This is a genomic window from Megasphaera sp. UBA4382, from assembly GCF_002391155.1.
Lineage (GTDB): Bacteria > Bacillota > Negativicutes > Veillonellales > Megasphaeraceae > Megasphaera > Megasphaera hexanoica.
Genome location: NZ_DGRS01000064.1, coordinates 39,933 through 63,773, shown reverse-complemented (window position 1 = coordinate 63,773; position 23,841 = coordinate 39,933). Strand labels below are relative to the sequence as shown.

Below are 23,841 nucleotides of genomic sequence, written 5' to 3'. Positions count from 1 at the left end.
CGTCGGCCTGTTTTTCATCGGGAATAAGGACCATGGTGATGTCCGCACCGGCGACGGCTTCGGCGACGGTCTGGACGGTAAGACCGGCTTTGCGGGCTTTTTCTGCCGATTTACTTCCTTTATAGAGGCCGATGGTGACATCAATCCCGCTGTCGCGGAGGTTGAGCGCATGGGCGTGGCCCTGGCTGCCGTAGCCGATGATAGCGACTTTCTTTCCTTCCATAGCTTCCCAATTGACATCCTGATCATAAAATACTTTTGCCATTCTACATCTCTCCTTTACCATAAAAAAATAATCTTGTTGGAATGTAGAGCTGCCAAAAGGGTAACAAAAAAACTCCGCCCCTTCTGCAAGGGACGGAGTATAATCCGCGATACCACCCTGATTCCCGGAGCATTGCTGCATCCGGGCTCTCTACAACGTACCAACATACGCGTTTCCTGTAACGGGGAACAGCCGTAGGCGCCTAATCTGATTCAGCACCGCTCTTCGGGGAGGACCTTCGTCTGCCGGCTCATACCGGCTCACACCACCCGCCGGCTCTCTGTCATGGGACCAGACACACTACTTTCTCCCGTCATCAGATTTTCATTATGCATGACTATTTATTCTACTTCGCTATAGTTGCGAGGTATGGGCATATTGTACGCAATAGACAGGCCCCTGTCAAGGGCATTTGGGGTGTTTATTTAAATGTTATATAAGTTAAACGTTAAATCTTACAGCTCGTTGTTTAACTTTTTAATTCTGTTATAATTTCGTCTTGATATAATCGCCCAGGCGTTTGATGCCCGTGTAGATTTTATCCGGCGGTACGGCACCGAAACTGATGCGCATGCAGTTCTTGCCGGCATCGCCGCCTTCGACGTAAAAGCCCCGGCCGGCGACGAAGGAAATATGGAGTTTGTCCATCGTTTCTTTTAAGAGTTCCGTCGTATCGATGTCGCCGGGAAGCTCGGCCCAGGTAAAGAGACCACCATCGGGATGCGTATGTTTCGTCCCTTCCGGGAAATACGCATCCAGGGCTTCCATCATGGCTGCGCACCGTTCGCGGTAAATGGCGCAGATTCTTTTCAGGTGATCGGGGAAATAGCCGCGCTTGAAGAATTCCGCTGCCAGGACTTCGGAAATCTTGCTGGAATGGGAATTGGTCGCCACCTTGGCATAGGCGATTTTATCCATGATATCATCGGGCGCTACGACGTAGCCGAGGCGGCTGCCCGGTGAAAAAATTTTGGAAAAGCTGTTGGCCAGGACGACTTTGCCGGCTTCATCAAAGGTCTTGATGGGCAGCAGGTCTTTCCCCTGGAAACGGATGTCCCGGTAGGGATCGTCTTCGATGACGATGACATCGTATTTGGCCGCCAGTTCTGCCAGTTTCTGCCGGCGGTCCTGGGACAGGGTCACACCGGTCGGATTCTGGAAGGTCGGCACGGTATAGATCATCTTGGGATGATATTTCTGGATTTTAGCTTCTACGTCTTCCATGATAAGACCGTCATTGTCCATCTGGCAGGGAATGCAGACGGCGTTGAAAATCTGGAATATCATGACGCAGTGCACGAACGTCGGCGATTCAACTAGAATGACATCGCCTGGATCGAGGAATATATCGCACAGGAGCTTCATCGTTTCCAACCCGCCGGCAGTGATGAGAATATTATCAGCCGAAGTATGCACGCCCTTCGGTGCCAGAAGCTCACTGGCAATGATTTCCCGCAGGTCGCGGATTCCCATTTTAGTGCCATAGGCCAGTGCTTCGATGCCGCGGCCATCCCGGCGGAACACATCCTGGGAAATCTCCCGCAGCGCATCGACAGGAAGTGCTTCTACAGCAGGCGAACCAATGCTGAATGCAATTCCGTCTGCCGCCGTCATAGGCTGGAATAAGCGGTCCATGACATCACAGGTCGCCACCAGGGCCGGATCCGACCAGCGTTTTGAAAATTGTGTCATATCAAACATCCCCCTTTTCTCTCTTTTACATACATAAGTATACTACACAAACACAAATGACAAAAGAATTTTTATCTGCTCTTTTGCCGGCAGCACAGAAAAAAACTGCAGGCTCTCATAGAGGGCACTACAGTTTTTTTCTGGGAATATGGGGAGATCCAGCAGGGAGAAAGGTTATGAAATTTTGACGCTTTCCCGCAGAGACGATGCATCTTCCGGTTTTTCCATAAGGCCCAGGCGTTCGACCGCATCAGCAGTCGTAGCATCCCAGGACTGGGTGAGCAGACGTTCTTCATAATCCCGTACGAGGAGGACGATTTTATCGCGCATGACGAAGATGATGACCAGATTGCAAAGGACACAGACGCCGAAGAAGAAATCGAAGGTAGCCCATACGGTATTAAGGGCTCCGATGGCACCGACGATGCCGAAAACACTGGCCAGTGCGTAAAATACTTTAACCGGCGCACCTTTAAAGCCCAGGGCATTGAGGCAGATGCCGCCATAATAGGCATTGACCACGGCCGTCGTAAATCCGAAGAAAGCAATGACCACGGCGATGAACATACCGGCTGCTGCCGCGTTGCCGCCAAAGCCTTCCCCAAAGGCCGCTGCCGTAAGAGCCGCCCCGGTAGCACCGCTGTCCCAGACGCCAGAGGTCATGACGACCATAGCCGTCATAGTGCAGACGACGATCGTATCGAAGAATACTTCAAAAACGCCCCACAAACCTTGTTTGACCGGGTGATTGACCGAGGCCGACGAATGGACCAGCGGTGCCGTGCCCGTACCTGCTTCGTTGGAGAAAATGCCCCGTGCCAGGCCCCAGCGGATCCCCAGCATGACCGACGAACCGAGGAAGCCGCCCGATGCGGCCGTACCGGTAAAGGCGTCGTGGAAAATCATGGCAAAAGCTGCCGGGATAGCCGGCGCATTGACGATCATGACGACGACAGAAACGGCGATATAGATAACAGCCATAAAGGGAACGACGGCATTGGCAAAATTAGAAAGGCTCTTCAGACCGCCGACCAGGACCAGTCCCATGAGGACTGCGACGGCAATACCGATATATAAAGGCGAGATACCGAAGGAACCGCTCAGAGACTGGGCAATGGCGTTAGACTGTACAGCCGGGCCGACCATCATGCCCAGGCCCAGGGTAATCGTCCAGATGAGGGACAGCCATTTCCATTTCTTTCCCAGACCGTTTTTGACAAACCAGGGAAATCCGCCGTGCCATTCGCCCGTATCGGGGTCTTTTTCCCGGTAAGCCACGGCCAGGGTGACTTCCGAGAATTTGACGATGAGGCCCAGCATAGCGATGAACCACATCCAAAATACCGCACCGGGACCGCCGGTAGCGATAGCGACGGATACGCCGGCAATATTGCCTACGCCCAGGGTAGACGCCAGGGCCGTGCAGGCTGCCTTGAAGGGATTGATATTGCCTTCGCCAGAGCCTTTATCAAAGACTTTACCGAAGGTTTCTTTCATGATGAGCCCGAAATGGCGGAACTGGAAGAACCGGAGCCGGACCGTCATGTAAACCGCAACGAATGATGTCAGTATCAGGATAGGCCAGCCCCAGATGACATCAGCAATGGCCATCATGCCACTTATGATACTCTCGATGATAAACATACATATTCCCCCTTTTACAGTACAAAAAAGGCCTCCTGCAGTTTTACATTGCAGAAGGCCTCATTGCCCGGCATATAAGTTTTTATCCCGCCATCAAAACGATGAATGAGATGGTCATACTATACCATTTATTTTTTATCATGTCAATATTTTATTGTATATTTTTAATTATTTTTATCATATTATTTTAAATAATAATATTTTTGTTCTGTTTTACATATTTTATTTCATCTTACATGTTTTCGTTGCGAAGGAGCGTGAACCCGGCCTCATAGCCCTGCTGAACCGCCGTGGCAATCCGTCCCCCGCCGGCCGCATCGCCGATGACGCGTACTGTATCAAACGCTGTCCGGAAGGCATCGACCGTATCCTGCCGCGGTACAAGCCCCATAGACAAAATGACCGTATCGGCCGGAAGGATGACCTGCTCATGATCGCTCAGCCGTTCCAATGTCACCGTATGTTCCTGGACAGAACGGATGCTGTGACCCGTGTAAATATCCGGATGGTACGGTGTAATTCGGCTCATTTCATCATTCAGGACGGCCGGGAAAATAGCGCCGCCGATGACAGGCATCATTTCAACCAGACTGACCGGATGGTGGTCCTTCAAAAGCACGGCGGCCGTTTCCAGTCCCGTAAGGCCCGATCCGATAATGACAGACCGGCCCTGTACGGCAGCTTTTCCCTGTAATACGGCTTCTGCCGTGACGACATGGGGAAGGTCGAATCCCGGCAGGGGCAGGATCCGCGGTCTGGCCCCGCAGGAGACGACGACGGCTGCCGGATGGAAGGAGGCCGTTTCCTCCACCGTTCCCGCAGCCCGGCAGCGGATGTCTACGTTCAGGCACTGCAGCTGGCACGTCATGGTATGCACCAGTCTGGTAATCTGTTCTTTTAGCGGTGGTTTGTCGGCAACGTTAAGCATGCCGCCCAGAGACGCTTCCCGTTCCAACAGGACTACGTGGAATTGACGCAGAGCCAGCACGCGGGCGGCTTCCATCCCGGCCGGGCCGCCGCCTATGACGACGACGGTCCTTCCATCGCCATTTTTCTGCAGATCGTCAAATTCGATTTCCCGGGCCGTACGGGCATTGATGGCACAGCGGATAGGCATGCCATTTCCCAAGACCCGTTCCCGGCAATAGAGACAGCCGATACACTGCCGGATTTCATCACTGCGGCCTGTGCGGGCCTTTTCGACAAAATACGGATCGGCCAGCTGGGACCGGCCCAGTCCGACAAAATCACAAACGCCTTCTTCGAGGAGTTCTTCGGCAAATTCTGGGTTTTTAATAGTATTCGTCGCGATGACCGGGATGTGGAGCGCTTCTTTATATGCCTTTGCCACATGCTTTTTCCAGCCCGGACGGTACGAATAGGGTTCACAATTGGCATCGGCATTGCGGGCACTGCCATTACTGATATTGATGGCATCGATACCGCAAGATTCCAGATAGCGGGCAATTTCCAGCCCGTCTTCCAGTGTGAGGAACCCTTCTACGGGCGTCATTTCATCGCCACACATGCGCACCATAATGGGAAAGCGGCCCAGTTTCTGCCGGATGCCCTGGATGATTTCGCTGATGAACCGACAGCGGTTTTCCACCGTACCGCCGTATTCGTCGTGGCGGCGGTTATAGTACTTGCTGAAAAACTGGGCGATGAGGTAGCCGTGTGCCCCGTGGAGTTCCACCGCATCGTAGCCTGCTTTTTTGCAGCGCACTGCCGCATCAATGAATTTCTGCTGGATCCGGTGGATATCATCTTTGGTCATCTCCTGCGGTACGGGTTTCCCCGGCGCAATCGGTACGGCACTGGGAGCCAGATTGGGCCGGCCCGTCAGTGCCGGATTGGACGTAGCACCAGCGTGATGGAGCTGGGCTGCGATTTTACAATCATACATATGGACGGCATCGGTCAGTTTTTCCATTTCCGGGACATGATACTCCCGGGCTATTCTCAGGTTATGAATCGATGGGATACTGTCTATATCATCGACCCCCGTATACTCTTCGATAATCATCCCCACGCCGCCTTTGGCCCGTTCCTGATAATAGCGGATCTGCCGGTCGGTGACGACGCCATGGCGGTCAGCCAGATCGGCTGCCATGGGGACCATGACGGCCCGGTTTTTGAGACGCAGTGGACCAATGGTTCCCGGTGACAGCAATACTTGATAGTTCATAGGAAATCCCTCCCCGTGTAGTCAGATGTTTTTTCACCAACACCAACGTGTACTGATACCTATACTATATCATCAATAGTTCATTTTTGCTAATAATAATTATCTTATATTAGCTATGATGGAAAACTAGTACAAACGGCATCATTCCTGCCGGGAAATCCGGATAACACCTTTTTCTGAAATGACCAAGTCCATCCGTTCATCGTGATCCTCCATGGGAATCTGACCGGTCATTACCTGATGACGGCATAAGACAGCCCGGGCGAAATGGCTGTCATGAAGATAGATATCATAGAAACCTCCGCCATAGCCCAGACGCTGGCCTTTTTCATTGCACGTGCAGCAGGGGATAAGGCCCAGGTCGATTGTATGGGCGGCCATGACAGGACAGGTCGTATCCGGTGCCAGTATGCCATAGCGCCCGGGCTTCAGGTCGGACAGAGAGCGGATCTGCCGGACTTCCATCTTTCCCAAGGAAATACAATAGGGTACGCCGACTTCTTTTCCGTCGGAGAGCATCTGCGCAATCAGCGGCAGTGTCTGGATTTCTGATGGCGTACCGGCATAACAGAAAATACGCCGGGCCTGTCCGTATTCCGGCAGAGACAGTACATACTGGCGGATAGCGGCATCAGATTTCTGGCAATAGTCTTTTGGTAGTTGTGCCACCCGTTCTTTTACCTGCCGTCTGAGAGCCTTTTTTTCTTCACTCACGGTTCTTATCATGATGGGTTCCTCCTGTGCATTTTATATTCTATATAATATAGGATATCATATTTTTTCCGGAATACCGGCCAATCATTCCACATGTTCCCGCAGTTTTAGTATAAAAAATATTTTTTTCCCGTTCCGTTGCATATACAACGACATTTTTTTGTTTTTTCACTTATACTATAAGAGCAGTCAGGAACTGCCGCAATCAAGATTTTAATTTAGTATTGTATTTGAATAGATACTCAGGAGGTAATGATGATGGAAAATCAGATGTTTTGCTTTCAATGTGAACAAACGGCGCGGGGTACGGGATGTACCGGTTGTGCTGGTGTCTGTGGTAAATCCGCTGCCGAAGCGGGTCTGCAGGATGCTCTGACGGGCGCTCTCGTCGGTCTGGCACGTACCTGTCAGACTGCCGCTCCTACAGCCAAGACGTACCGTGCCATTCTCGAAGGCCTGTTCACGACGATCACTAACGTCAACTTCAACACGACGACGACCCAGGCCATGATTGATAAAATCCATGCGGAAGCCGCTGCCCTTTCGTCTACTCCCGCAGCTGACTACGACATGAACCAGATGTGGAACGCCGATGAAGATATCCGTTCCCTCAAATCCCTCATCCTGTTCGGCATGCGCGGCATGGCTGCTTATGCTTACCACGCTCTCATGCTCGGCAAATCGAGTGAAGAAGTCGATTCCTTCTTCGTCAAAGGCTTGTCGGCCATCGGCGAAGACTGGGGCATGGACGAACTCCTTCCGATTGTCATGGAAACAGGTAAAGTCAACCTGACCTGCATGGCCCTCCTCGACGAAGCCAACACGACGACTTATGGCACACCGGTTCCGACAACGGTTCCCCTGACCGTAGAAAAAGGCCCGTTCATCGTCGTCACCGGCCACGACCTGAAAGACCTGGAACTCCTCCTCAAACAGACCGAAGGCAAAGGCATCAATATTTACACTCACGGTGAAATGCTCCCGGCCCATGCATATCCGGAACTAAAAAAATACAAACACCTCAAAGGCAACTTCGGTACGGCCTGGCAGAATCAGCAGAAAGAATTCGACGGCGTTCCCGGCGCATTCCTGTTCACGACAAACTGCCTCATGCCGCCCCGCAAATCCTACATCGACCGCGTCTTCACGACAGAAGTCGTTTCCTTTGACGGCGTAACTCACATCGGCGAAGACAAAGACTTCACGCCGGTCATCGAAAAAGCTCTGGCACTCGGCGGCTACAGCGAAGACCAGCACTTCACCGGCATTAATGGTGGCAGCACTGTAACGACTGGTTTCGGTCATGGAACAGTCCTCTCCGTAGCCGATAAAGTCATCGACGCTGTCAAAGCTGGCGCTATCAAACACTTCTTCCTCGTCGGCGGCTGCGACGGTGCCCGCCCCGGCCGTAACTACTACACGGAATTCGTCAAACAGACCCCGGCTGATACGGTCGTCCTCACCCTGGCCTGCGGCAAATACCGCTTCAATGACCTCGACCTCGGCACCATCGGCGGCTTGCCGCGCATCATGGATATGGGCCAGTGCAATGACGCTTACAGCGCTATCCAGGTAGCTGTCGCTTTGGCAAAAGCCTTCGATTGCGGCGTCAATGACCTGCCTTTGTCCATGGTCCTCTCCTGGTACGAACAGAAAGCCGTCTGCATCCTTCTGACGCTTCTCTCCCTGGGCATCAAGAACATCTACCTCGGACCGACACTGCCGGCATTCGTCTCCAAGAATGTCCTCAACTACCTCGTAGAAAATTTCCAGATTTCTCCGACCAGCACGCCGGAAGAAGATCTGAAGAAAATCTTAGGATAATCTCCCCTATCCGAAACAATCCACCTCTCCTATATACGAAAAGGACTGCCCCCCCAGGCAGTCCTTTTTGTGTTTGAAGTTTGAAGTGTATCGCCGGCGTGGCATCAGAAGGCAAATACAAATTCCGCCCGTGTCTGTTCTTCCGGATCGGCAGCGTTCTTCTTATTATCTTTCCATTTGGAAGCGAAGGTCTGATATACGTTGAACTGGGCGTTTTTGGCTACGACGTAGCTGCCGCCGACACCCCACGATTCGATGTTTCCCAAAGCTTTTTTATCAAAGCGCCAGCTGTTCGTCGAGCCGCCGAGGTACGCACCGTCTTCAACGTTGAGGTATTCTACCCAGGCACTCCATGTACCCGGCTGGGATTTGATGGCTTTGCCATAGGTCAGCTGGGCAATCCAGAGGTTGCCATTGTCGTCATTATTGATGGTCTTGTATCCGTTTGTCAGGTTGACCTTTTCATAGTTGACGAGGAGATTCCATTTGCTTCCGAAATTGTAGGATACGTAAGCGCCCCAGAGGTCATCGCCCATGAAGGAATCACCTCTATTTTTACCACCGGCACGGCTAAAGTCGTTGTAGTATACGCCGACTTTGGAACCATTGCCGAAGAAGCCTTCGATTTCGCCATAGCCGGTCTTTACGCCATCGATTCCCTTATCATCATCACCAGCAAAGGTCTTATCCAAGCCGTTGATTTTAAATTTACCATAGCCGGCAGTGACGGCAAAATTGTCGTTCTTGTATTGTAACTGAGCACGGTCGAAGACATCGCCGTAGTTGAGGCCATAAGCATTACCCATGACATATTTATCCGTACGGCCGGCGTTGATTTTGAAATTCCCCAGTTTCGTTTCTACTTCTGCCCGGTCGGTATAAACGTCACCATTGTCACTGCTGGCCGTTTCATTATCCGAGAAAGCAATGGAGTCTGTGCTGAGGCCGTATTTGACCGTCGTTTTGTCATTGACTTTGGCCGTTGCGCGGAGTCGTACACGATAATCCCAGGAATCATCATTTTCCTTACTGCCCTGCTGATAACGGTAACGGATACGGGCATCACCAGTCAGTTTGACGTTGCCCACTTTCTTTTCCAAATTGGAAACGCGGACGCCGAGGCTGTTGAGTTCATCGGCATATTCGTCAGCCAGTTTATTGATGAGGGCACGCTGTTCGACCGAGGCTTTGTCCATGTGAGCCATAGCCTTGGCAGTCATTTCGGCTGCTTCGTACCGGGTAATATTGCGTTCCCCCTGGAAATACGAGCCATCGACACCCTGGATAACGCCGGCATCAGCCAGTTCGACGACCGACTTATAAGCCCAACTATCAGTCGGTACATCGACAAAGGGATTGGCGGCAAAGGCGCTGGCTGCGCCCAGTGTTAGAACGGCTGCAAAGGCAGCGGCAATTTTAGATTTCATCATGATAGATTCCTCTCTTTCCCAAAAACAACAGGCAGGATCATTGCCCAGGAGAGGCACGCATGACTCAGGCGAGTTTTCCTCGTTTCCTCTCTGAATCTACATTTCGCGCTCTCACAGCAGTCCCGCGCAGACGGATATCCGCCTGCACCGCTAGTATAGAGGAAATGTTTCCTCCTTGTCAAAATACCTATAATCCGCATAAATACGCCACTTATCGAGTCTTTTTACAGAGTGCTTACCCATATTTTTCTCTTTCCATCCCCAATTTTTACACGGCCTTAGCCCTACTGCTTTTGTATCGTATTAAAAGACAAATTATATTTTGCTGTTTTATTACCCGTGCGTAACGGTTTGTTTACAGCCCAGAGGTAAGGTTATGACAGAAATCAATTTTGGTAACTGTCGTTACCTTACAGGAGGCATGTTCAACATGAAAATACATCATCCACGAACCTGGAAAAACCACGCAGCCGTACTCATGGCTGTCACCGCACTCTGTACAGCTGCCGCACCATTCACGGCCCTGGCCGCCGGTCCTGTCACAGCTAGTGAAGTCAATATTTCCATAAAAGGCGGCACACGGGGTCTTACCGAATCGGGCATCACGCCGCGGTGCCGATGGCTGGAGTGAAGGAGCGGCTGGCGATACGAATTCCGTCGCTATGGGCGGTGGGCAGGTCGGTTCCATGAGTACGCCAGCTTCCGTATGGGGCCAGAACAGCGTCGCCGTCGGTGCCGGGGCTTCTGTCGATGTCTCGACCAGCCAGAACGATTTCAATTCTGCCAATGCAACGGCTATTGGCGCTGGATCCAGTGTCTCGGCCATGCAGGGCACGGCCGTCGGCTATGGCAGCAAAGTAACAGGGGCCCAGGGGACGGCTATGGGTGAACAGAGTTCTGCCGAAGCTGAAGGTGCTGCTGCATTCGGCGAAGGCAGTCACGCTAAAGCTACTAAGTCAACGGCCATCGGTACAGGAGCAAACGTCGGTGATGGGGCTAATAACTCCGTTGCCATCGGTGCTGGCAGTACCGTATATAGTTCTGATTTGAAATCTACAGACAAAAACGGCGTCGTCTCCCTCGGCACCGGCAATGCCGAACGACGCATCATCCACGTTGCCGACGGTGTAAACGATAGCGATGCCGCCACGGTCGGCCAGCTTGCCAAAGCCACAGAAAAGAGCAATGCAGCCGTAACCGCCAATGCGAAAAAAATTGGCTCGGCGAACCTTTCCAATGGTTCGGCTGACCTCACGGAAGGTATCAATACTAATACGGCATCAATTCAGCAGAACAGCACTGCCATCCAGGAAAATACCAGTGCTATCCAGCAAAACAGCAACGCCATTACGTCACTGAATACGCACGTACGCAGCCTCGGTCAGGAAATCGACAGTGTCGGCGCCTTATCTGCCGCTCTGGCCGGTCTTCATCCCATCGATTACGATGGCAGCGGTTCCCGTTTCCAGATCAGCGCTGCGGCTGGTACCTATGATGGCAAGCAGGCCGTTGCTCTCGGTGGTTTCTATCATGTAAACCGCGATGTCATGTTCTCTCTCGGTGCCTCCAGTACCTTCGGCAATGACCGCAAGGCCGCCGGCAATTTCGGCGTTACCTTCCGCGTCGGCCCCGGTGCTTCCCAATCTCCATCCCAGACTTCCAGCGACGTAGAAGAACTCAGGGCCGAAGTCGAAGCCCTGAAAGCGGAAATCCAGGCTCTCAAAGCCCGATAATCCCTGCGGCAGACAAACCGGCTTTTTACCGAATCCCTCTGCTATGACACATCGGAGTCATTCGCCGTACTAACTATATCCTGACCGGTCTGCCACGCAGATTGCATACAAAAGGGACTGCCGCAACAGGATCAAAAAGATTCTGTTATGGCAGTCCCTTTAAAATGCCCATCTTAAAACAGAGGATATCCCATTACGCATTTGGGGCGTAATGGAATATCCTCTGTCTGTATTATCAGTTCACATTACCGGGCATTGGCTTTGCCACGGAAAATCGTACCGCGGCTGGCATCGACGGTCACGACTTCGCCATTTTCCAGGACATCGGCGGCATGTTCTGCCCCGACAATGGTGGGGATGCCGAAGGTGATGGCTACAATAGCCGATTCACTCGTAAGGCCCGCTTCTTCCGATACGATAGCGCTGGCCCGTTTCATATAGTCTACGTATTCCGCACTGGCCGAACGCATGACCAGGATGGCGCCGTCGGTGAAATGAGCCTTCAGATCATCGAGACTCCCGGCTACGCATACGGGGCCTATAGCCGAATTGCGGCCGATGCCGGTACCGCGGAGAAGGACATCTCCTACGACCTGGACGCGCACCATGTTGGTCGATCCGGCTTTGGCCACAGGAACACCTGCCGTGAGGACGACGAGATCGCCCGCATTGATAAGGCCGGCGTCAAGAGCGGCATAAATGGCATTATCGACGACTTCATCAGTCGTATTGCTTTCTTTCCCCAGGATGGCCTGGACGCCCCAGTTCATCTGCAGGCGGCGTACGATGTTTTCATGCGGCGAAACGGCAATAATCGGGCATGCCGGACGGTACTTGGCTACCATCTGGGCCGTGCCGCCCCGTTCGGTCGAGGCAATGATGGCCGCCGCATGAAGGTCTTCGGCGATTTTAACCGTCGCCTTGCCGATGGATTCGGTCGTCGTCGCCGGGGCCTTATTTCCTTCCTGATGAGCCTGCGGCGGGAACTGGCTTTCCGTAAAGACCGCCACCCGGGCCATGGTCTGGACAGCTTCTACGGGATACAGGCCGCCCGCTGTTTCACCGCTGAGCATGACTGCATCGGTCCCGTCGAGGATGGCATTGGCTACGTCACTCGTTTCGGCCCGGGTCGGACGGGGATTGTTGCACATGGATTCCAACATCTGCGTTGCCGTAATGACCGGTTTGCCGGCCGCCTGGCATTTGCGGATCAGGAGTTTCTGCAGCGTCGGCACTTCTTCCGCCGGTACTTCCACACCCAGATCGCCGCGGGCTACCATGATGCCATCGCTCATACTGATGATTTCATCGATATTGTTGACCGCAGCCTTGCATTCGATTTTGGAAATAATCTTCATATGGCTGTCGTGATTTTCCAGAATCTTGCGGATGGTCAGCACGTCTTTGCCACGCTGGATGAAAGAAGCGGCAATCCAGTCCATATTCATGTGGATGCCAAATTCGATATCGGCTGCATCACTTTCCGATACGGCCGGCAAATTGATGGGAATCCCCGGTACGGCAACGCGCTTGCGGTCACTCATCTTGCCGCTGTTGAGGATTTTCGTGTGGATGTCTTCGCCTTCAACGGACGTGACTTCCAGATTGACCAGGCCGTCCGACAGGAGGATATGGTCACCGGGTTTGACATCCTGGGGCAATTCTTTATAGTTCATAGAGGCGATAGTTTCATCACCTTCTACGTCACGGGCCGTCAGGGTAAAGTCATGACCGGCTTCCATCATGATAGAGCCATTTTTAAACTTGCCCAGACGGATTTCCGGACCTTTTGTATCGAGCAGAAGGGCAATGGGCGTGCCTAATTTCCGGGAAACGGCACGGACCATTTCAATGCGTTTTTTATGTTCTTCATGGCTGCCATGAGAGAAATTAAACCGGGCTACATTCATGCCGGCACGGACCATGCCTTCCAGGATGTCCGGCGTATTTGAACTGGGACCCAGGGTACATACGATTTTTGTTCGTTTCATCAGTTATGCTCCTTTTACAGGTTAAACAAATCAGGCTTTTCATCCAGTGCCGAAAGCAGGATACGGGCACTGGTCACATTGGTAGCAACAGGCACAGAATGGACATCGCAGAGGCGCAGGAACGCCGACACATCCGGTTCATGAGGCTGGGCTGTCAGGGGATCGCGCAGAAAGACGACGCCGAGTACTTCATCGGAAGCGATCATGCCGCCGATCTGCTGGTCGCCGCCCATCGGGCCGGGCTGCATCTGTTTCACTGTAAGTCCCGTTTCGTTTTCAATGCGCCGTCCCGTTTCACCGGTTCCTACGAGGGGATACCGGGATAATACGTTTTTAAACTGTGTTGCCAGTTTGACAATGGCATCTTTCTTGGCATCATGAGCGATGAGTGCAATGTAGGTTCGCATAAAATACCTCCTTGTATAAACTCCATACTGTGTCTGCGTAAGTGCTGTTGCATTTTTGTTCCCAGTGGTACAAAATTTGTCCCACTTGGGGAACATACCATAAAATCTATGGCATGCTCTTCTCCTGTGATTGTATCGTATCACCTGCGATAATGCAAGGGAAAACGATGTCTTTCCCCTGCATTATCTATGTGGACAGGTATTTTACCAAAGTTTTACCCGGTCTTTTTCGGCAATATACATGCCGTCTCCGTCAGTAATGCCATAGGCACCGTAAAACCCGTCCGTAGACGACAGGGAACCATTGACCCGGGCCCGCCCTTCCGGATGGGGATCGAGCATAAGCAGCTGATGGAGAAGCTGATCTGTATACTTGGAGGCGAAAATAGACGCGAAATTACGATACAGGTCCTGGAGGACCGTCTTGTCGCCTGCGGCAATTTCCGTCGCGGCTGAAAGGCCGCCGCAATCGGCGATGGCCTCATTCATGACGAGCTTGCCGTTTTCATACCGCCCCGGTGCCAGCTCATAGCGGCTGTAATAAGGGGCAAAGGCGGCAGCCCGCTTCTGGAAGGCGTCATAGTCGGCTTTCGTCCACCAATCACGGACATTCCCGTCTTTATCGGTATGACTGCCATTTGGGTCAAAAGCATGGGATATTTCATGGCCGATGACGACGCCAATACCTCCCAGATTCGCCCCCCGCGAAGCACGGTCATCGTAGAATGGGGGCTGGAGGATCCCTGCGGGGATGGTGATGCTGTTATTGTCAGAAATATACGCTGCATTGACATCCTGCGGATCGAAGGCGTACCACTTATCGGGGTTGAAATCCGTACCTATCAGTTTCTCTTCCTCCCGGGCGGCCCAGGCATTGCTGGCCAGGATATTGCTGAGCAGGTCACCTCCTTCAGATTCGGGGATGACGACGTGCATATCTTCAATGGTCGGTTTGTCATCGGCTGCCGGACCTCCGACGAAGACGCGCAGGGCATCGAGCTTTTCTATGGCCTGTGCTCTCGTACGGGGACTCATCCAGGTATTGGCTGCCAGACGGGAGCGATAGACCTTCCGCACTTCATCGATCATGGCCCGCACGTCCTGCACCATATGAGGGGTGCAGCGTTTTTTCAGGTAAATCTGTCCTAATTCGTAGGGCAGCATGTCCTGCAGCAGATAGGAAGCACGTTCCCGTTCCGTCCGGTTCTGTTTGATGCCATAGCGCTGGTTATAATAGGCTTTCGTTATGTCGCGCAGGGGGATGTCGGCAAAAGGCGCCAGCATGTCGTAAGTGCGGGCAATGAAATAATTCCGCATCAGTTCCAGGTTCTCTTCTGTATAGGCTGCATCAATCTGACAGAGATAATCCGGATTGGAAAGGAAAAAGACTTTTTCCCGGGAAAGGCCCCAGTCTTTCAGCAGGCGTTTCCCATCCAGGTGAGGCGTCATTTCCAGGAATTCCTTGCGCGTTACCATCTGGTTCATCACCATAATATCATTTTTTTCCTCGCTGGTCAGCATATGCGGTGCCAGGGACTTTTCATAGGCCAGGATAGCTTCTGCCATCGTATCGGCTTTGTCTTTGGCCGACCCATCTTCCTGGAGCAGCCGGGATATATATTCCGTATGACGTTTCCATGCACCCGGCTGGGGCTCCTTTTCCAGGTCGTAGCGCGACAGGAAAGGATTATTGGGTTCAAAGCGGGCCACATAGCGCCGGCTGTCGGGCAGGCGCTGTTCGTCCATGCTCATGAGCACGTTGATGCCATATTTCTGATGGAGTTCTCCTACTGCCTCCGTCAGTTCCTGTGGTGTCTTAGCTGCTTTGACAGGAGCCAATATATCCCGGATGTGCTGCCGGGCTGTGGCATTGCGCGTTTCCTGGTCGGTAATGCACTGGTACAGGTCGGCGATTTTCTGTTCCGGCGTACCCTTGGCATAGGTTCCCTGATGGCTGGCAATATCTTCTATTTCCTTAGTCATGAATTCCTTATTTTCCAGATTCCGTTCGTGGAACCAGGACCACGAGGCTTCCGTCGGCTTGATCTGTTTTTCTCTCAGCGTCTTTTCATTGACCGCCTGATAAAAATCGTCTTTTTCACTGGCTGCCAGGACAACCGCCGGGGAAGAAAAGATTCCCAGTACGGCCGTCAGGGCCAGAGCGGCGCATAAGGCGGCTGTTTTCTTTGCTATCACGTCGCACGTCTCCTTTCGTCGTATGCCGGATTATTTCTTCAGTGCCGGGTCGGGTACACCATTGGCCGCAAAGGCAGCCGCCCGGTCACGGCAGGTCCCGCAGACGCCGCAGGGCATATCTCCCCCTTCATAGCAGCTCCAGGTCAGTTCGTAGGGAGCTCCGAGGCGCAGTCCTTCTTTGACGACGCCGGCCTTATTCCACGCAAGGAGCGGCGCTTCCAGATGGCAGGTGTGGCCGGACCCTTCATAAATAGCCGTATTCATGGCCTGTTCAAATTCCGGCGTGCAGTCCGGATAGGCCCGGCCGGCAGCATCGTCGGCATGGGCGCCGTAGTAGATGACTTCGGCATGGACACTGACCGCAACGGCGGCGGCAAAGGAAAGGAACAGGCCGTTGCGGAAGGGGACGTATGTTTCTACCGTACCTTCCCCGCCAGCCTGGGCCAGCTGTTCGGCATAGGACATATGGGCAATCTCCTTATCGTTATTGCGTTCCAGGAGCGGGCAGTCACTGTGCACGAAAGCCTGGGCCAGATTGATTTCTTCCTGCTGTACGCCATAATAGGCTGCCACTTTGCGGGCCGCCTGTAGTTCCTTTTCATGGCGCTGTCCATAATACGCCGTCAGAGCCAGTACATTTTCTTTTTTATATTTTTCTACGGCCATAGCCAGACACGTCGTCGAGTCTACGCCGCCACTGAGTAATACGACACATTTCATTTATATCATCCTCCTCTTCGGACTAACATATATATTATACTACATTATAGTACGCCGCTAAAACGGTATGAAAGGATTTTCTTACAGCCCCTGTCCCGTTCGTGTTATAATGAATGCATCCTAACAAAGGAGCCGGTACGTATGATTAAAGCATTGATTCTCCTATATATAATCTGGGGCTACAACTGGGTCGTCATGAAAGTATCGACGGCCTATTTCCCGCCCGTCCTGTTCGTTGCCTGCCGGGCCCTGATGGCAGCCGCCGTGCTGCTTCTGGTCTGCGCGTTCCGCCACACGTTCTGGCCGGAGCGAAAATACTGGCCCTGGATATTTCTCACGGGAGTTTCCCAGATTGTCCTGAATAATGCGGCTATGCAGATTGGCATCGTCACTCTTTCGGCAGGGCTCGTGGCCGTACTCAATTACACCATGCCCGTATTCATGGCCATCCTGGCCCATTTCTTTCTGAATGAACGCCTGACGAAGCGCAAATGCTTTGGCATTTTCCTCTCCATGGCCGGGCTCTGCCTGCTCATGAATATCCATTTCGACAATCACATCGGCGCCATGCTCATCGTCCTCGGCAGTGCTCTGGGATGGGCTGTATCGGGCGTTATCCTCAAGCTGAAACTCGGCGGCTGCGATATGATAACCTGCACGGCCTGGCAGATGGCCCTGGGCGGCATAGTACTCGCCTTCTGGGCAACCGGGAGCGGTCAGACCACCGTCATCTGGAACCTGACCAGTGTATCGGCACTCTTATATAACGTACTTCTGGCCGGTGCCGCCGGATTCTTCCTCTGGAACTACATCCTGCAGCATATGGAAGCGTCCAAAGCCGGCACGGCCATCCTCGTCGTACCGGCTATCGGTGTACTGAGCGGCATCCTCTTCCTGGGAGAAATGCTCACCTGGAACATCGCCCTGGGCATGATTCTCATCCTCGCCGGCGTCGTCATCATCGTCAGGAAGCACAGCAGCCACATCCTGCACCGATAGGGCCTGTTGTCATAAGCCGGTGTCGTAAAAGCGGCAGTCAGCCGGCATCCACGGTACGAAAAAGGCGCTGCATGCTAGCGGAAATGCTTCATGCAGCGCCTTTTCTTTATACGTCAGGCTGTGCCTGTGGCTTATTTATTTTTCTTGGCCAGTGCTTCTTTACCGGCTTTCAGTGTTTCAATGATCTTATCGACATCGTAGACAGTACCTTTCCATGTGCCGCCGCTGACATCCTGCAGGGCTGCCCAGAGACGGGTATCATCAGGCAGATCGTCGTCTTCGTGGATGGCCGGGTTCGTTTCCCGTTCAGCCAGTACTTTGGCGCCTTCTTCATAGGTCAGCTTGTGGTCTTTCGTGCCGATGAAGTTCAGGCTGCCTTTGAGGTTTACCGTATCGACGATGATTTCTACGACATCGCCGTCACGGAGTTTGCCGATAGGACCGCCAGCCAGTGCTTCCGGACCTACGTGGCCGAAGCATGCACCTGTCGATACGCCGGAAAAACGGGCATCGGTGATGAGGGCTACGTGTTTGCCGAAGGACAGATGTTTCAGAGCGGAAGTCAGCTGATATGTTTCTTCCATGCCGGTACCCATCGGACCGCCAGCCATGACTACCATGATGTCGCCAGCTTCTACGCCGCCGTTCTTAAGGGCTGTAATGGCAGCTTTTTCAGACGGATAGCATTTGACCGGAGCTGTATGACGATATACGTGATCGTCGTCGATGACAGACGGATCAATAGCTGTCGATTTAACAACCGAGCCTTCGGGAGCGATGTTGCCGGTCGGGAAGGTAATGGTCGAACCGATACCTTTGGCTTTTGCCTGTTCCGGGCTGAAGATAACGTCGTCAACGTTGAGGTTATCCAGTTCTTTCAGGCGCTTCTGGCAGGATACACGGCGCTGGGACTGTTCCCACCAGTCGAGGTTTTCACCGAGGGTGCTGCCCGTAACGGTCATGACATCTTCGTGGAGCAGGCCCATCTTGCGCAGGTGGAGCATGACTTCCGGAACACCGCCAGCCATGAATACGTCAACGGTCGGATAGTTGATCGGGCCCATAGGCAGAACGCTGACCAGACGGGGAACTTCTTTGTTGATCCGTGCCCAGTCATGAACGGTCGGTACGTGGCAGCCAGCCATGAAAGCAATAGCCGGGAGATGGAGCAGAAGGTTGGTCGAACCGCCGAAAGCGGCATGGATAACCATGGCGTTTTCGATGGCTTTATCGGTAATGATATCTTTCGTCGTAATGCCGGCTTTATAAAGATCCATAGCGGCAACGGCCGATTTTTTCGCCATGTCGTACCAGATGGGTTCACCCGACGGGGACAGGGCAGCGTGAGGCAGGCAGAAACCAAGGCCTTCGGCTACGACCTGGCTCGTGCCGGCTGTACCGAGGAACTGACAGCCGCCGCCACCACTGGCACAGGCGATGCAGCCCAGACGGCAGGCACGGTCGAAGGACAGTTCTTTATTGGCATAGCGTACGCTGATAGTCTGTACGGTGCCGAGGTCTTCCCCGTCATTTGGCATAAGGGTAGCGCCGCCGGGAATCAGGATCGTCGGCAGGTCATGCATGTTGGCCAGGGCCATCATCATGGCCGGCAGGCCTTTATCGCAGGAAGCGACACCGATGACGGCTTTGCGGGTCGGAAGGGACCGGATGAGGCGGCGCATGACCATAGAAGCGTCATTACGGTACGGCAGGGAATCGAACATGCCCGTCGTGCCCTGTGTACGGCCATCGCAGGGGTCGGTGACAAAGGCAGCCGTCGGTACATAGCCCATATCTTTTAATGTATCAGCCGCTTCTTTTAAGAGGCCGTCCAGTTCGAAGTGACCGGGATGGAGACCGACGGCAACGGTCGTGCCATCGTCTTTTTTGAGACCGCCATAGGTGCTGATCATCATAACATCGCCATTGGCCAGTGTCTTGGGGTCCCAGCCCATGCCGGCATCAATGGTCATGCCAAAAATATTGCCGCTCGGGGAATTACGCAGTGTTTCCGGAGTCAAAGGCAATACGCCATCTGGTCCATCTGCATGTGTGCGCGAACGGAGAATTAAGTCTGATGCATCGTTAGCATATAATTCTTTTACTGACATTCTAATCTCTCCTTTTCTTACAAAACATCCACTAGATAATTATTTAAATATGAAAATCAATCTGGAACTGTAGTATACCAGTTTGGATTGACAAAAGCCAAACTAAAACCTGGTGAATGTACGTTCATAGTAACGTAAAAATCCGCCTCTGTCAATGAATCAGAGCTTGCAATTATAGGTGTATTCCGCTTCAATTATGCATATTTTGCATAAAAAAGCCGTCTGATTCATTGCTGCTATGAATCAGACGGCAGGAGCGTACCTTATATTATTTTGTTTCTTTCTTGACAGCCTGTTTGTTGTTGCGTTTCATGAGGTTTTCCAGATCAATGCCATCGATGAAGGCCTGGAGTTTTTTCACCGTCGGCGGTCTCTTGGAGAAATGCATGCAGTATTCGCTGACGGGAACCCCCTGGAGGTTGAGAGCCTTCTTGGCAACCTGCGGGAACGGCGTCTTGGACGAATAGATGTACATCAGTCCATTGACTTTTTCCTGACAGTCAAACATGTATTCCCAGTTCTTTTCATTAATGGCCCGGCACCATTCGGAGCAGAGTTTCGGAGCAAAGTTGGACAGGCCGCCGATACAGCCGTTGCCGCCGCTGAGCATGATGTGGACGAGGTTTTCATCATAGCCGGAGTAAACGATGAAGTCAGGGAATTCATCTTTCGTGACTTCAATCAGTTTACGCGTATGGGAAAAGAGTTCAATCGTATCTTTATAGCCGACAAGGTTTTTATGTTTGCGGAGCAGATTAAGAGTGATTTCCGGTGTCACGTCATCGCCCGTTGCGCCGGGATAGTTGTAAATGAAGACCTTGCCCCGGACCTGGGGAAGAACTGTATCATAATAGGCTTCAATATCTTCTGCGCTGAGCGGGAAATAATAGGGGCAGACAATCATGACGGCGTCAGCGCCGGCATCGCAGGCATAGTTGGAAAGTTCTACCGTATCGCGGACGCTCATGCAGCCCGTACCGATCATGCATTTTACTTTCCCTTTGATATAGGGCACGGCAATGTCGATAAGGCGTTTCTTCTGTTCCATAGACATGGCAAAAAATTCACCCGTGCTGCCCATAACGACGATGCCGTCTACACCGCCTTTGATGAGGAAATCATAGACCATTTCATTGCCTTTCTGGTCTATATTGCCCACGCGGTCAAAAATAGTGACGACAGGCGTTAAATATTCTGCTTTTTTCATGTATATCCCAATCCCTTCTGCACAGTAGCCTTTTTCGTATATACTAACTTGGTCGTTATTACGAACCATGCATTTATTCTACATGAAATTCTCTGAATGTCAAGACTAAAAATGCAACATCTTCCGTGTATCCTGCATACAACTATATTCTTTTTTTCACATAAAAAGTCCCATTTTTACGGAAATAAAAAAATATAGAGTATGCTGTTTCCAACAACATACTCTGCACATATATAATAGATATTTTATTTTTTATTCATGAGTGGCAACAAAACCCGGGCATCTGCCACTGTATCGATATCGGAGAGCTCCGTTTCTGATGCATCATATACCCAGCATTGCTTCCCGTATTTTTTCAATAGAACGCCGGCGCCGCAGTCACCGCGGAGGGACATAAGTTCCTGCCGGAACGTACTTCTGAAAACGGCCGGATTTCCTACAATACCCGAGGTCCGCATAGCGCCAACCGGCTGTCCTGAATGAACATATCCCGTCAAAAAGCTGGCTATAGTTTGTGCCCGCAGCAGAGGCCGGTCAGCCACAAAAAAGCCATAGGCATCGCTGTCAAGAGCGGCGGTACCAATACGGACCGAAGTGGCTATGCCCTCTTGACTGGCACCGTTGGGATACACCAGTGCTCCTCGTTCCCGGCACCACTGGCGCAATTCTTCATAGGGTGAAACGACAACGATATCACACCCTATCCCCTCTTGCCGCACAAATTCCATCCCCTCCCGGAGCTGGAGAAACCCATGCTGATACAAGGGTCTTCCGACAAAAGGAATAAGCAGTTTATTTCTTCCAAACCGGCGCCCCTGCCCGGAAGCCATATATACCAGGCTTATATGCACGGAACCCCTTCCTTTCCGGCAAAGGACGTGATGAGCCCTGCAGGAAGATCCATTTCCTGGAAAATCAGGCTGGCAGCGATGCGATGCTGTGGCGTGTCGGCCTGATTCAGTACGGGAAGGACCGGGATATCCCATGCCATGCCGGAAAGGCAGCAGTTCTGCCAGAGCCGGGCAAACAAGCTGATAGACAGCGGTACGGTCCCGTCAGCCGCTTCCTGCGGAAAGGTCCGTCCAAACCGCCGTGCCGCATCAGCCGCCTCATCCCAGCGGAAGCAGACAGCCTGCAAGGACCGTCCCAGTGCCGACAGGCCGGCAATGGACAGTACGGCGTCACACCGGGCGGGAAGGACCGGCTCGTTCACCCCCGGCACTTTAAAAGGAAGGCGCCGCGATCCATCGGCTTCGACGAGGACGACATCGGCATGGCGCGCCGCTGTATGATAGGCCGCATCACCGATATACGAAATCTTGCCGCCATCACAGGGAAGCCCCGCCACGGCAATACCCGTTTCCCGCATCTGCCGGACGATTGCGGCGGCATCATCGGTCAGCACGCCATACCGTTCGGGCTGATACATATGGGTCGTCGTCACGACGAGGACGCGTTTGCCTCTGTCCATCAATTCTCGTGCCAGAGCGGCAATACAGGTCGTTTTGCCGCCGGCACCGGTAACGGCCAGTACGACCGGGACATCAGTCCGTGCCAGTTCCGGCAGGATACGGCCTATGCCCTCCCACAGGGTGGATACATGTTCATCCGAATCTTTTTTATATACGACAATGTTCATTCCTATACGCTCTCCAGACTTTGGCATCCTCTTTTTCACGGCCTTCACGGCGGGCCCGGACAGCAATGAGTTCGGCAGCGATACTGACGGCGATTTCTTCCGGTGTCGCCGCCGAAATGGGCAGGCCTATAGGCGCGTGGCAGGCGTCGATGGTATCTGCAGGAAATCCGTCAGCTAATAGTTTGGAACGGACGAAAGCTAATTTTGCCCGGCTGCCGATGACCCCGATGTAACAGGGATGGCAGGAAAGGGCATATTTTTGTGCGTCATAGTCCCCCAGATGGCCACGGGTCATAATGCAGACATAATCGTCGCCTGATACCGGGACATAGTCTGCCAGGTGATGGAAATCAGCTGTAATCCGCGCGGCCGCATCAGGAAAACGGCTGGCAGATACAAATTCGCCCCGGTCTTCGACAACAGTACAGGAAAATCCCAGCCCTGTCAAGAGTGGAACCAGTGCTTTCGCCACATGACCGCCCCCGAAAACGATGACCCGCCGGGGATAGGCCAGTATTTCTTTATACAAGAGATGGCCTGGAAGGGATACTATGCCCGGTACGGAGCTTTTCTGACCCGGTTCTTCATGAAATTGCTGCAAATAGCGGTCATGTCCACAATATATCGGTCCATCATCTGTAAAAAGGGCCATGCCCCAATGCGCCGGATCAGTCAGATCCAAGAAGAGCCGGCAGGCATGCTGCCCCGACAGGCACTGCACCACCCGGGCCATCAGGGGCATCAGGGACGAGACAGCCGGATCAAAATACTGACAGAATACGCGCAGTTCACCACCGCATACGGCCCCGATATCTGCTACAGGATCCTTGTGCAGGACCAGTGGCAGTATAAATGACGTTTTTTCTTTCAGAGCCTTCCTGCCCGCTTCACAGGCCAGGTGTTCCTGATAGCCTCCGCCGACCGTTCCCGGCGCCGAGCCGTCTTCCAGAATCAGCTGGTGGCTGCCGGTGCCGCGGGGAGTCGAACCAACCGTATCAATAATCGTCAGTAACACGGCACTGCGCCCGGAAGAAAGTTCTTCGAATAGTTTGGAAAAAAGAGATTTCATCGTATACAGGGT

At 52.7% G+C, this 23,841-nt stretch carries 19 protein-coding genes and 1 other annotated feature; of the genes, 4 read left to right on the top strand and 15 right to left on the bottom strand.

What is annotated here, in order from left to right:
* The 5 genes from B4H10_RS07870 to B4H10_RS07850 all read right to left on the bottom strand — a co-directional run.
* On the bottom strand, positions 1 to 265 hold a 265-nt coding region (locus tag B4H10_RS07870), incomplete at its 3' end, for an NAD(P)-binding domain-containing protein (RefSeq protein WP_292018597.1).
* An 85-nt stretch (positions 266 to 350) separates the two neighbouring features.
* Positions 351 to 591: a binding site (T-box leader), on the bottom strand.
* A 160-nt stretch (positions 592 to 751) separates the two neighbouring features.
* Positions 752 to 1,957: a PLP-dependent aminotransferase family protein gene (locus B4H10_RS07865; protein WP_292018596.1), complete on the bottom strand. Its 1,206-nt coding sequence runs from the start codon at positions 1,955 to 1,957 to the stop codon at positions 752 to 754.
* A 174-nt stretch (positions 1,958 to 2,131) separates the two neighbouring features.
* Positions 2,132 to 3,601 carry an alanine/glycine:cation symporter family protein gene (locus B4H10_RS07860; RefSeq protein WP_292018595.1) on the bottom strand — a complete coding sequence of 490 codons (1,470 nt, stop codon included), beginning with the start codon at positions 3,599 to 3,601 and terminating at the stop codon, positions 2,132 to 2,134.
* A gap of 232 nt (positions 3,602 to 3,833) precedes the next feature.
* Positions 3,834 to 5,789 carry an FAD-dependent oxidoreductase gene (locus B4H10_RS07855; RefSeq protein ID WP_292018594.1) on the bottom strand — a complete coding sequence of 652 codons (1,956 nt, stop codon included), beginning with the start codon at positions 5,787 to 5,789 and terminating at the stop codon, positions 3,834 to 3,836.
* Positions 5,790 to 5,930: 141 nt separating this feature from the next.
* On the bottom strand, positions 5,931 to 6,515 hold the full coding sequence (locus tag B4H10_RS07850) for a 5-formyltetrahydrofolate cyclo-ligase (RefSeq protein WP_292018593.1): 585 nt from the start codon (positions 6,513 to 6,515) through the stop codon (positions 5,931 to 5,933).
* A gap of 240 nt (positions 6,516 to 6,755) precedes the next feature.
* On the opposite strand from B4H10_RS07850, the gene hcp reads away from it, so the two are divergent.
* Complete coding sequence (gene hcp / locus B4H10_RS07845; protein WP_170087084.1) at positions 6,756 to 8,327, top strand: hydroxylamine reductase; 1,572 nt, start codon at positions 6,756 to 6,758, stop codon at positions 8,325 to 8,327.
* Between the two features lie 104 nt (positions 8,328 to 8,431).
* On the opposite strand, the gene B4H10_RS07840 is transcribed toward hcp, so the two are convergent.
* Positions 8,432 to 9,754, bottom strand: a complete 1,323-nt coding sequence (locus B4H10_RS07840) for an S-layer homology domain-containing protein (protein ID WP_292018599.1) — start codon at positions 9,752 to 9,754, stop codon at positions 8,432 to 8,434.
* Positions 9,755 to 10,187: 433 nt separating this feature from the next.
* Here B4H10_RS07840 and B4H10_RS07835 point away from each other — a divergent pair, with 433 nt between their 5' ends.
* Together B4H10_RS07835 and B4H10_RS07830 are read left to right on the top strand one after the other, a co-directional pair.
* Positions 10,188 to 10,388, top strand: coding sequence for a hypothetical protein (locus tag B4H10_RS07835; protein ID WP_292016815.1), 201 nt, complete (start codon positions 10,188 to 10,190; stop codon positions 10,386 to 10,388).
* Positions 10,389 to 10,443: 55 nt separating this feature from the next.
* The gene (locus tag B4H10_RS07830) at positions 10,444 to 11,490 is read left to right on the top strand and encodes a YadA-like family protein (RefSeq protein WP_292018592.1); all 1,047 of its coding nucleotides are present in this window, start codon (positions 10,444 to 10,446) and stop codon (positions 11,488 to 11,490) included.
* 245 nt (positions 11,491 to 11,735) lie between these two features.
* Here B4H10_RS07830 and pyk read toward each other — a convergent pair whose 3' ends face one another.
* From pyk to queC, 4 genes are all read right to left on the bottom strand, one after another.
* Positions 11,736 to 13,481, bottom strand: coding sequence for a pyruvate kinase (gene pyk, locus B4H10_RS07825; protein ID WP_201784367.1), 1,746 nt, complete (start codon positions 13,479 to 13,481; stop codon positions 11,736 to 11,738).
* A gap of 14 nt (positions 13,482 to 13,495) precedes the next feature.
* Positions 13,496 to 13,888, bottom strand: a complete 393-nt coding sequence (gene mgsA, locus B4H10_RS07820; protein ID WP_059076445.1) for a methylglyoxal synthase — start codon at positions 13,886 to 13,888, stop codon at positions 13,496 to 13,498.
* 204 nt (positions 13,889 to 14,092) lie between these two features.
* Positions 14,093 to 16,084 (bottom strand): M13 family metallopeptidase, encoded by a 1,992-nt coding sequence (locus B4H10_RS07815; RefSeq protein ID WP_292018591.1) that lies wholly within the window; start codon positions 16,082 to 16,084, stop codon positions 14,093 to 14,095.
* Positions 16,085 to 16,114: 30 nt separating this feature from the next.
* Positions 16,115 to 16,804, bottom strand: coding sequence for a 7-cyano-7-deazaguanine synthase QueC (queC, locus tag B4H10_RS07810; protein ID WP_059076444.1), 690 nt, complete (start codon positions 16,802 to 16,804; stop codon positions 16,115 to 16,117).
* A gap of 141 nt (positions 16,805 to 16,945) precedes the next feature.
* On the opposite strand from queC, the gene B4H10_RS07805 reads away from it, so the two are divergent.
* On the top strand, positions 16,946 to 17,803 hold the full coding sequence (locus B4H10_RS07805; protein ID WP_292018590.1) for a DMT family transporter: 858 nt from the start codon (positions 16,946 to 16,948) through the stop codon (positions 17,801 to 17,803).
* A 131-nt stretch (positions 17,804 to 17,934) separates the two neighbouring features.
* Here the strand turns inward: B4H10_RS07805 and B4H10_RS07800 are convergent, their stop codons facing one another.
* From B4H10_RS07800 to B4H10_RS07780, 5 genes are all read right to left on the bottom strand, one after another.
* On the bottom strand, positions 17,935 to 19,914 hold the full coding sequence (locus B4H10_RS07800) for a YjhG/YagF family D-xylonate dehydratase (RefSeq protein WP_075581658.1): 1,980 nt from the start codon (positions 19,912 to 19,914) through the stop codon (positions 17,935 to 17,937).
* A gap of 268 nt (positions 19,915 to 20,182) precedes the next feature.
* Positions 20,183 to 21,121 carry a dihydrodipicolinate synthase family protein gene (locus B4H10_RS07795; protein ID WP_292016808.1) on the bottom strand — a complete coding sequence of 313 codons (939 nt, stop codon included), beginning with the start codon at positions 21,119 to 21,121 and terminating at the stop codon, positions 20,183 to 20,185.
* 245 nt (positions 21,122 to 21,366) lie between these two features.
* Positions 21,367 to 21,951 (bottom strand): nucleotidyltransferase family protein, encoded by a 585-nt coding sequence (locus B4H10_RS07790; protein ID WP_292018598.1) that lies wholly within the window; start codon positions 21,949 to 21,951, stop codon positions 21,367 to 21,369.
* An 11-nt stretch (positions 21,952 to 21,962) separates the two neighbouring features.
* A complete protein-coding gene (gene yqeC / locus B4H10_RS07785) occupies positions 21,963 to 22,760 on the bottom strand; it encodes a selenium cofactor biosynthesis protein YqeC (RefSeq protein WP_292018589.1) in 798 nt (265 codons plus the stop codon).
* Positions 22,741 to 23,829, bottom strand: a complete 1,089-nt coding sequence (locus B4H10_RS07780) for an XdhC family protein (protein ID WP_292018588.1) — start codon at positions 23,827 to 23,829, stop codon at positions 22,741 to 22,743. The genes yqeC and B4H10_RS07780 overlap by 20 nt, the downstream gene beginning before the upstream one ends.
* Between the last annotated feature and the right edge of the window lie 12 nt (positions 23,830 to 23,841).

Excerpts from the sequence above, each read along its gene's own strand:
- B4H10_RS07865 (WP_292018596.1), bottom strand. The coding sequence starts at position 1,957 with ATGACACAATTTTCAAAACGCTGGTCGGATCCGGCCCTGGTGGCGACC.
- B4H10_RS07860 (WP_292018595.1), bottom strand. The coding sequence starts at position 3,601 with ATGTTTATCATCGAGAGTATCATAAGTGGCATGATGGCCATTGCTGAT.
- B4H10_RS07855 (WP_292018594.1), bottom strand. The coding sequence starts at position 5,789 with ATGAACTATCAAGTATTGCTGTCACCGGGAACCATTGGTCCACTGCGT.
- B4H10_RS07850 (WP_292018593.1), bottom strand. The coding sequence starts at position 6,515 with ATGATAAGAACCGTGAGTGAAGAAAAAAAGGCTCTCAGACGGCAGGTA.
- hcp (WP_170087084.1), top strand. The coding sequence starts at position 6,756 with ATGATGATGGAAAATCAGATGTTTTGCTTTCAATGTGAACAAACGGCG.
- B4H10_RS07840 (WP_292018599.1), bottom strand. The coding sequence starts at position 9,754 with ATGAAATCTAAAATTGCCGCTGCCTTTGCAGCCGTTCTAACACTGGGC.
- B4H10_RS07835 (WP_292016815.1), top strand. The coding sequence starts at position 10,188 with ATGAAAATACATCATCCACGAACCTGGAAAAACCACGCAGCCGTACTC.
- B4H10_RS07830 (WP_292018592.1), top strand. The coding sequence starts at position 10,444 with ATGAGTACGCCAGCTTCCGTATGGGGCCAGAACAGCGTCGCCGTCGGT.
- pyk (WP_201784367.1), bottom strand. The coding sequence starts at position 13,481 with ATGAAACGAACAAAAATCGTATGTACCCTGGGTCCCAGTTCAAATACG.
- mgsA (WP_059076445.1), bottom strand. The coding sequence starts at position 13,888 with ATGCGAACCTACATTGCACTCATCGCTCATGATGCCAAGAAAGATGCC.
- queC (WP_059076444.1), bottom strand. The coding sequence starts at position 16,804 with ATGAAATGTGTCGTATTACTCAGTGGCGGCGTAGACTCGACGACGTGT.
- B4H10_RS07805 (WP_292018590.1), top strand. The coding sequence starts at position 16,946 with ATGATTAAAGCATTGATTCTCCTATATATAATCTGGGGCTACAACTGG.
- B4H10_RS07800 (WP_075581658.1), bottom strand. The coding sequence starts at position 19,914 with ATGTCAGTAAAAGAATTATATGCTAACGATGCATCAGACTTAATTCTC.
- B4H10_RS07795 (WP_292016808.1), bottom strand. The coding sequence starts at position 21,121 with ATGAAAAAAGCAGAATATTTAACGCCTGTCGTCACTATTTTTGACCGC.
- B4H10_RS07790 (WP_292018598.1), bottom strand. The coding sequence starts at position 21,951 with ATGGCTTCCGGGCAGGGGCGCCGGTTTGGAAGAAATAAACTGCTTATT.
- yqeC (WP_292018589.1), bottom strand. The coding sequence starts at position 22,760 with ATGAACATTGTCGTATATAAAAAAGATTCGGATGAACATGTATCCACC.
- B4H10_RS07780 (WP_292018588.1), bottom strand. The coding sequence starts at position 23,829 with ATGAAATCTCTTTTTTCCAAACTATTCGAAGAACTTTCTTCCGGGCGC.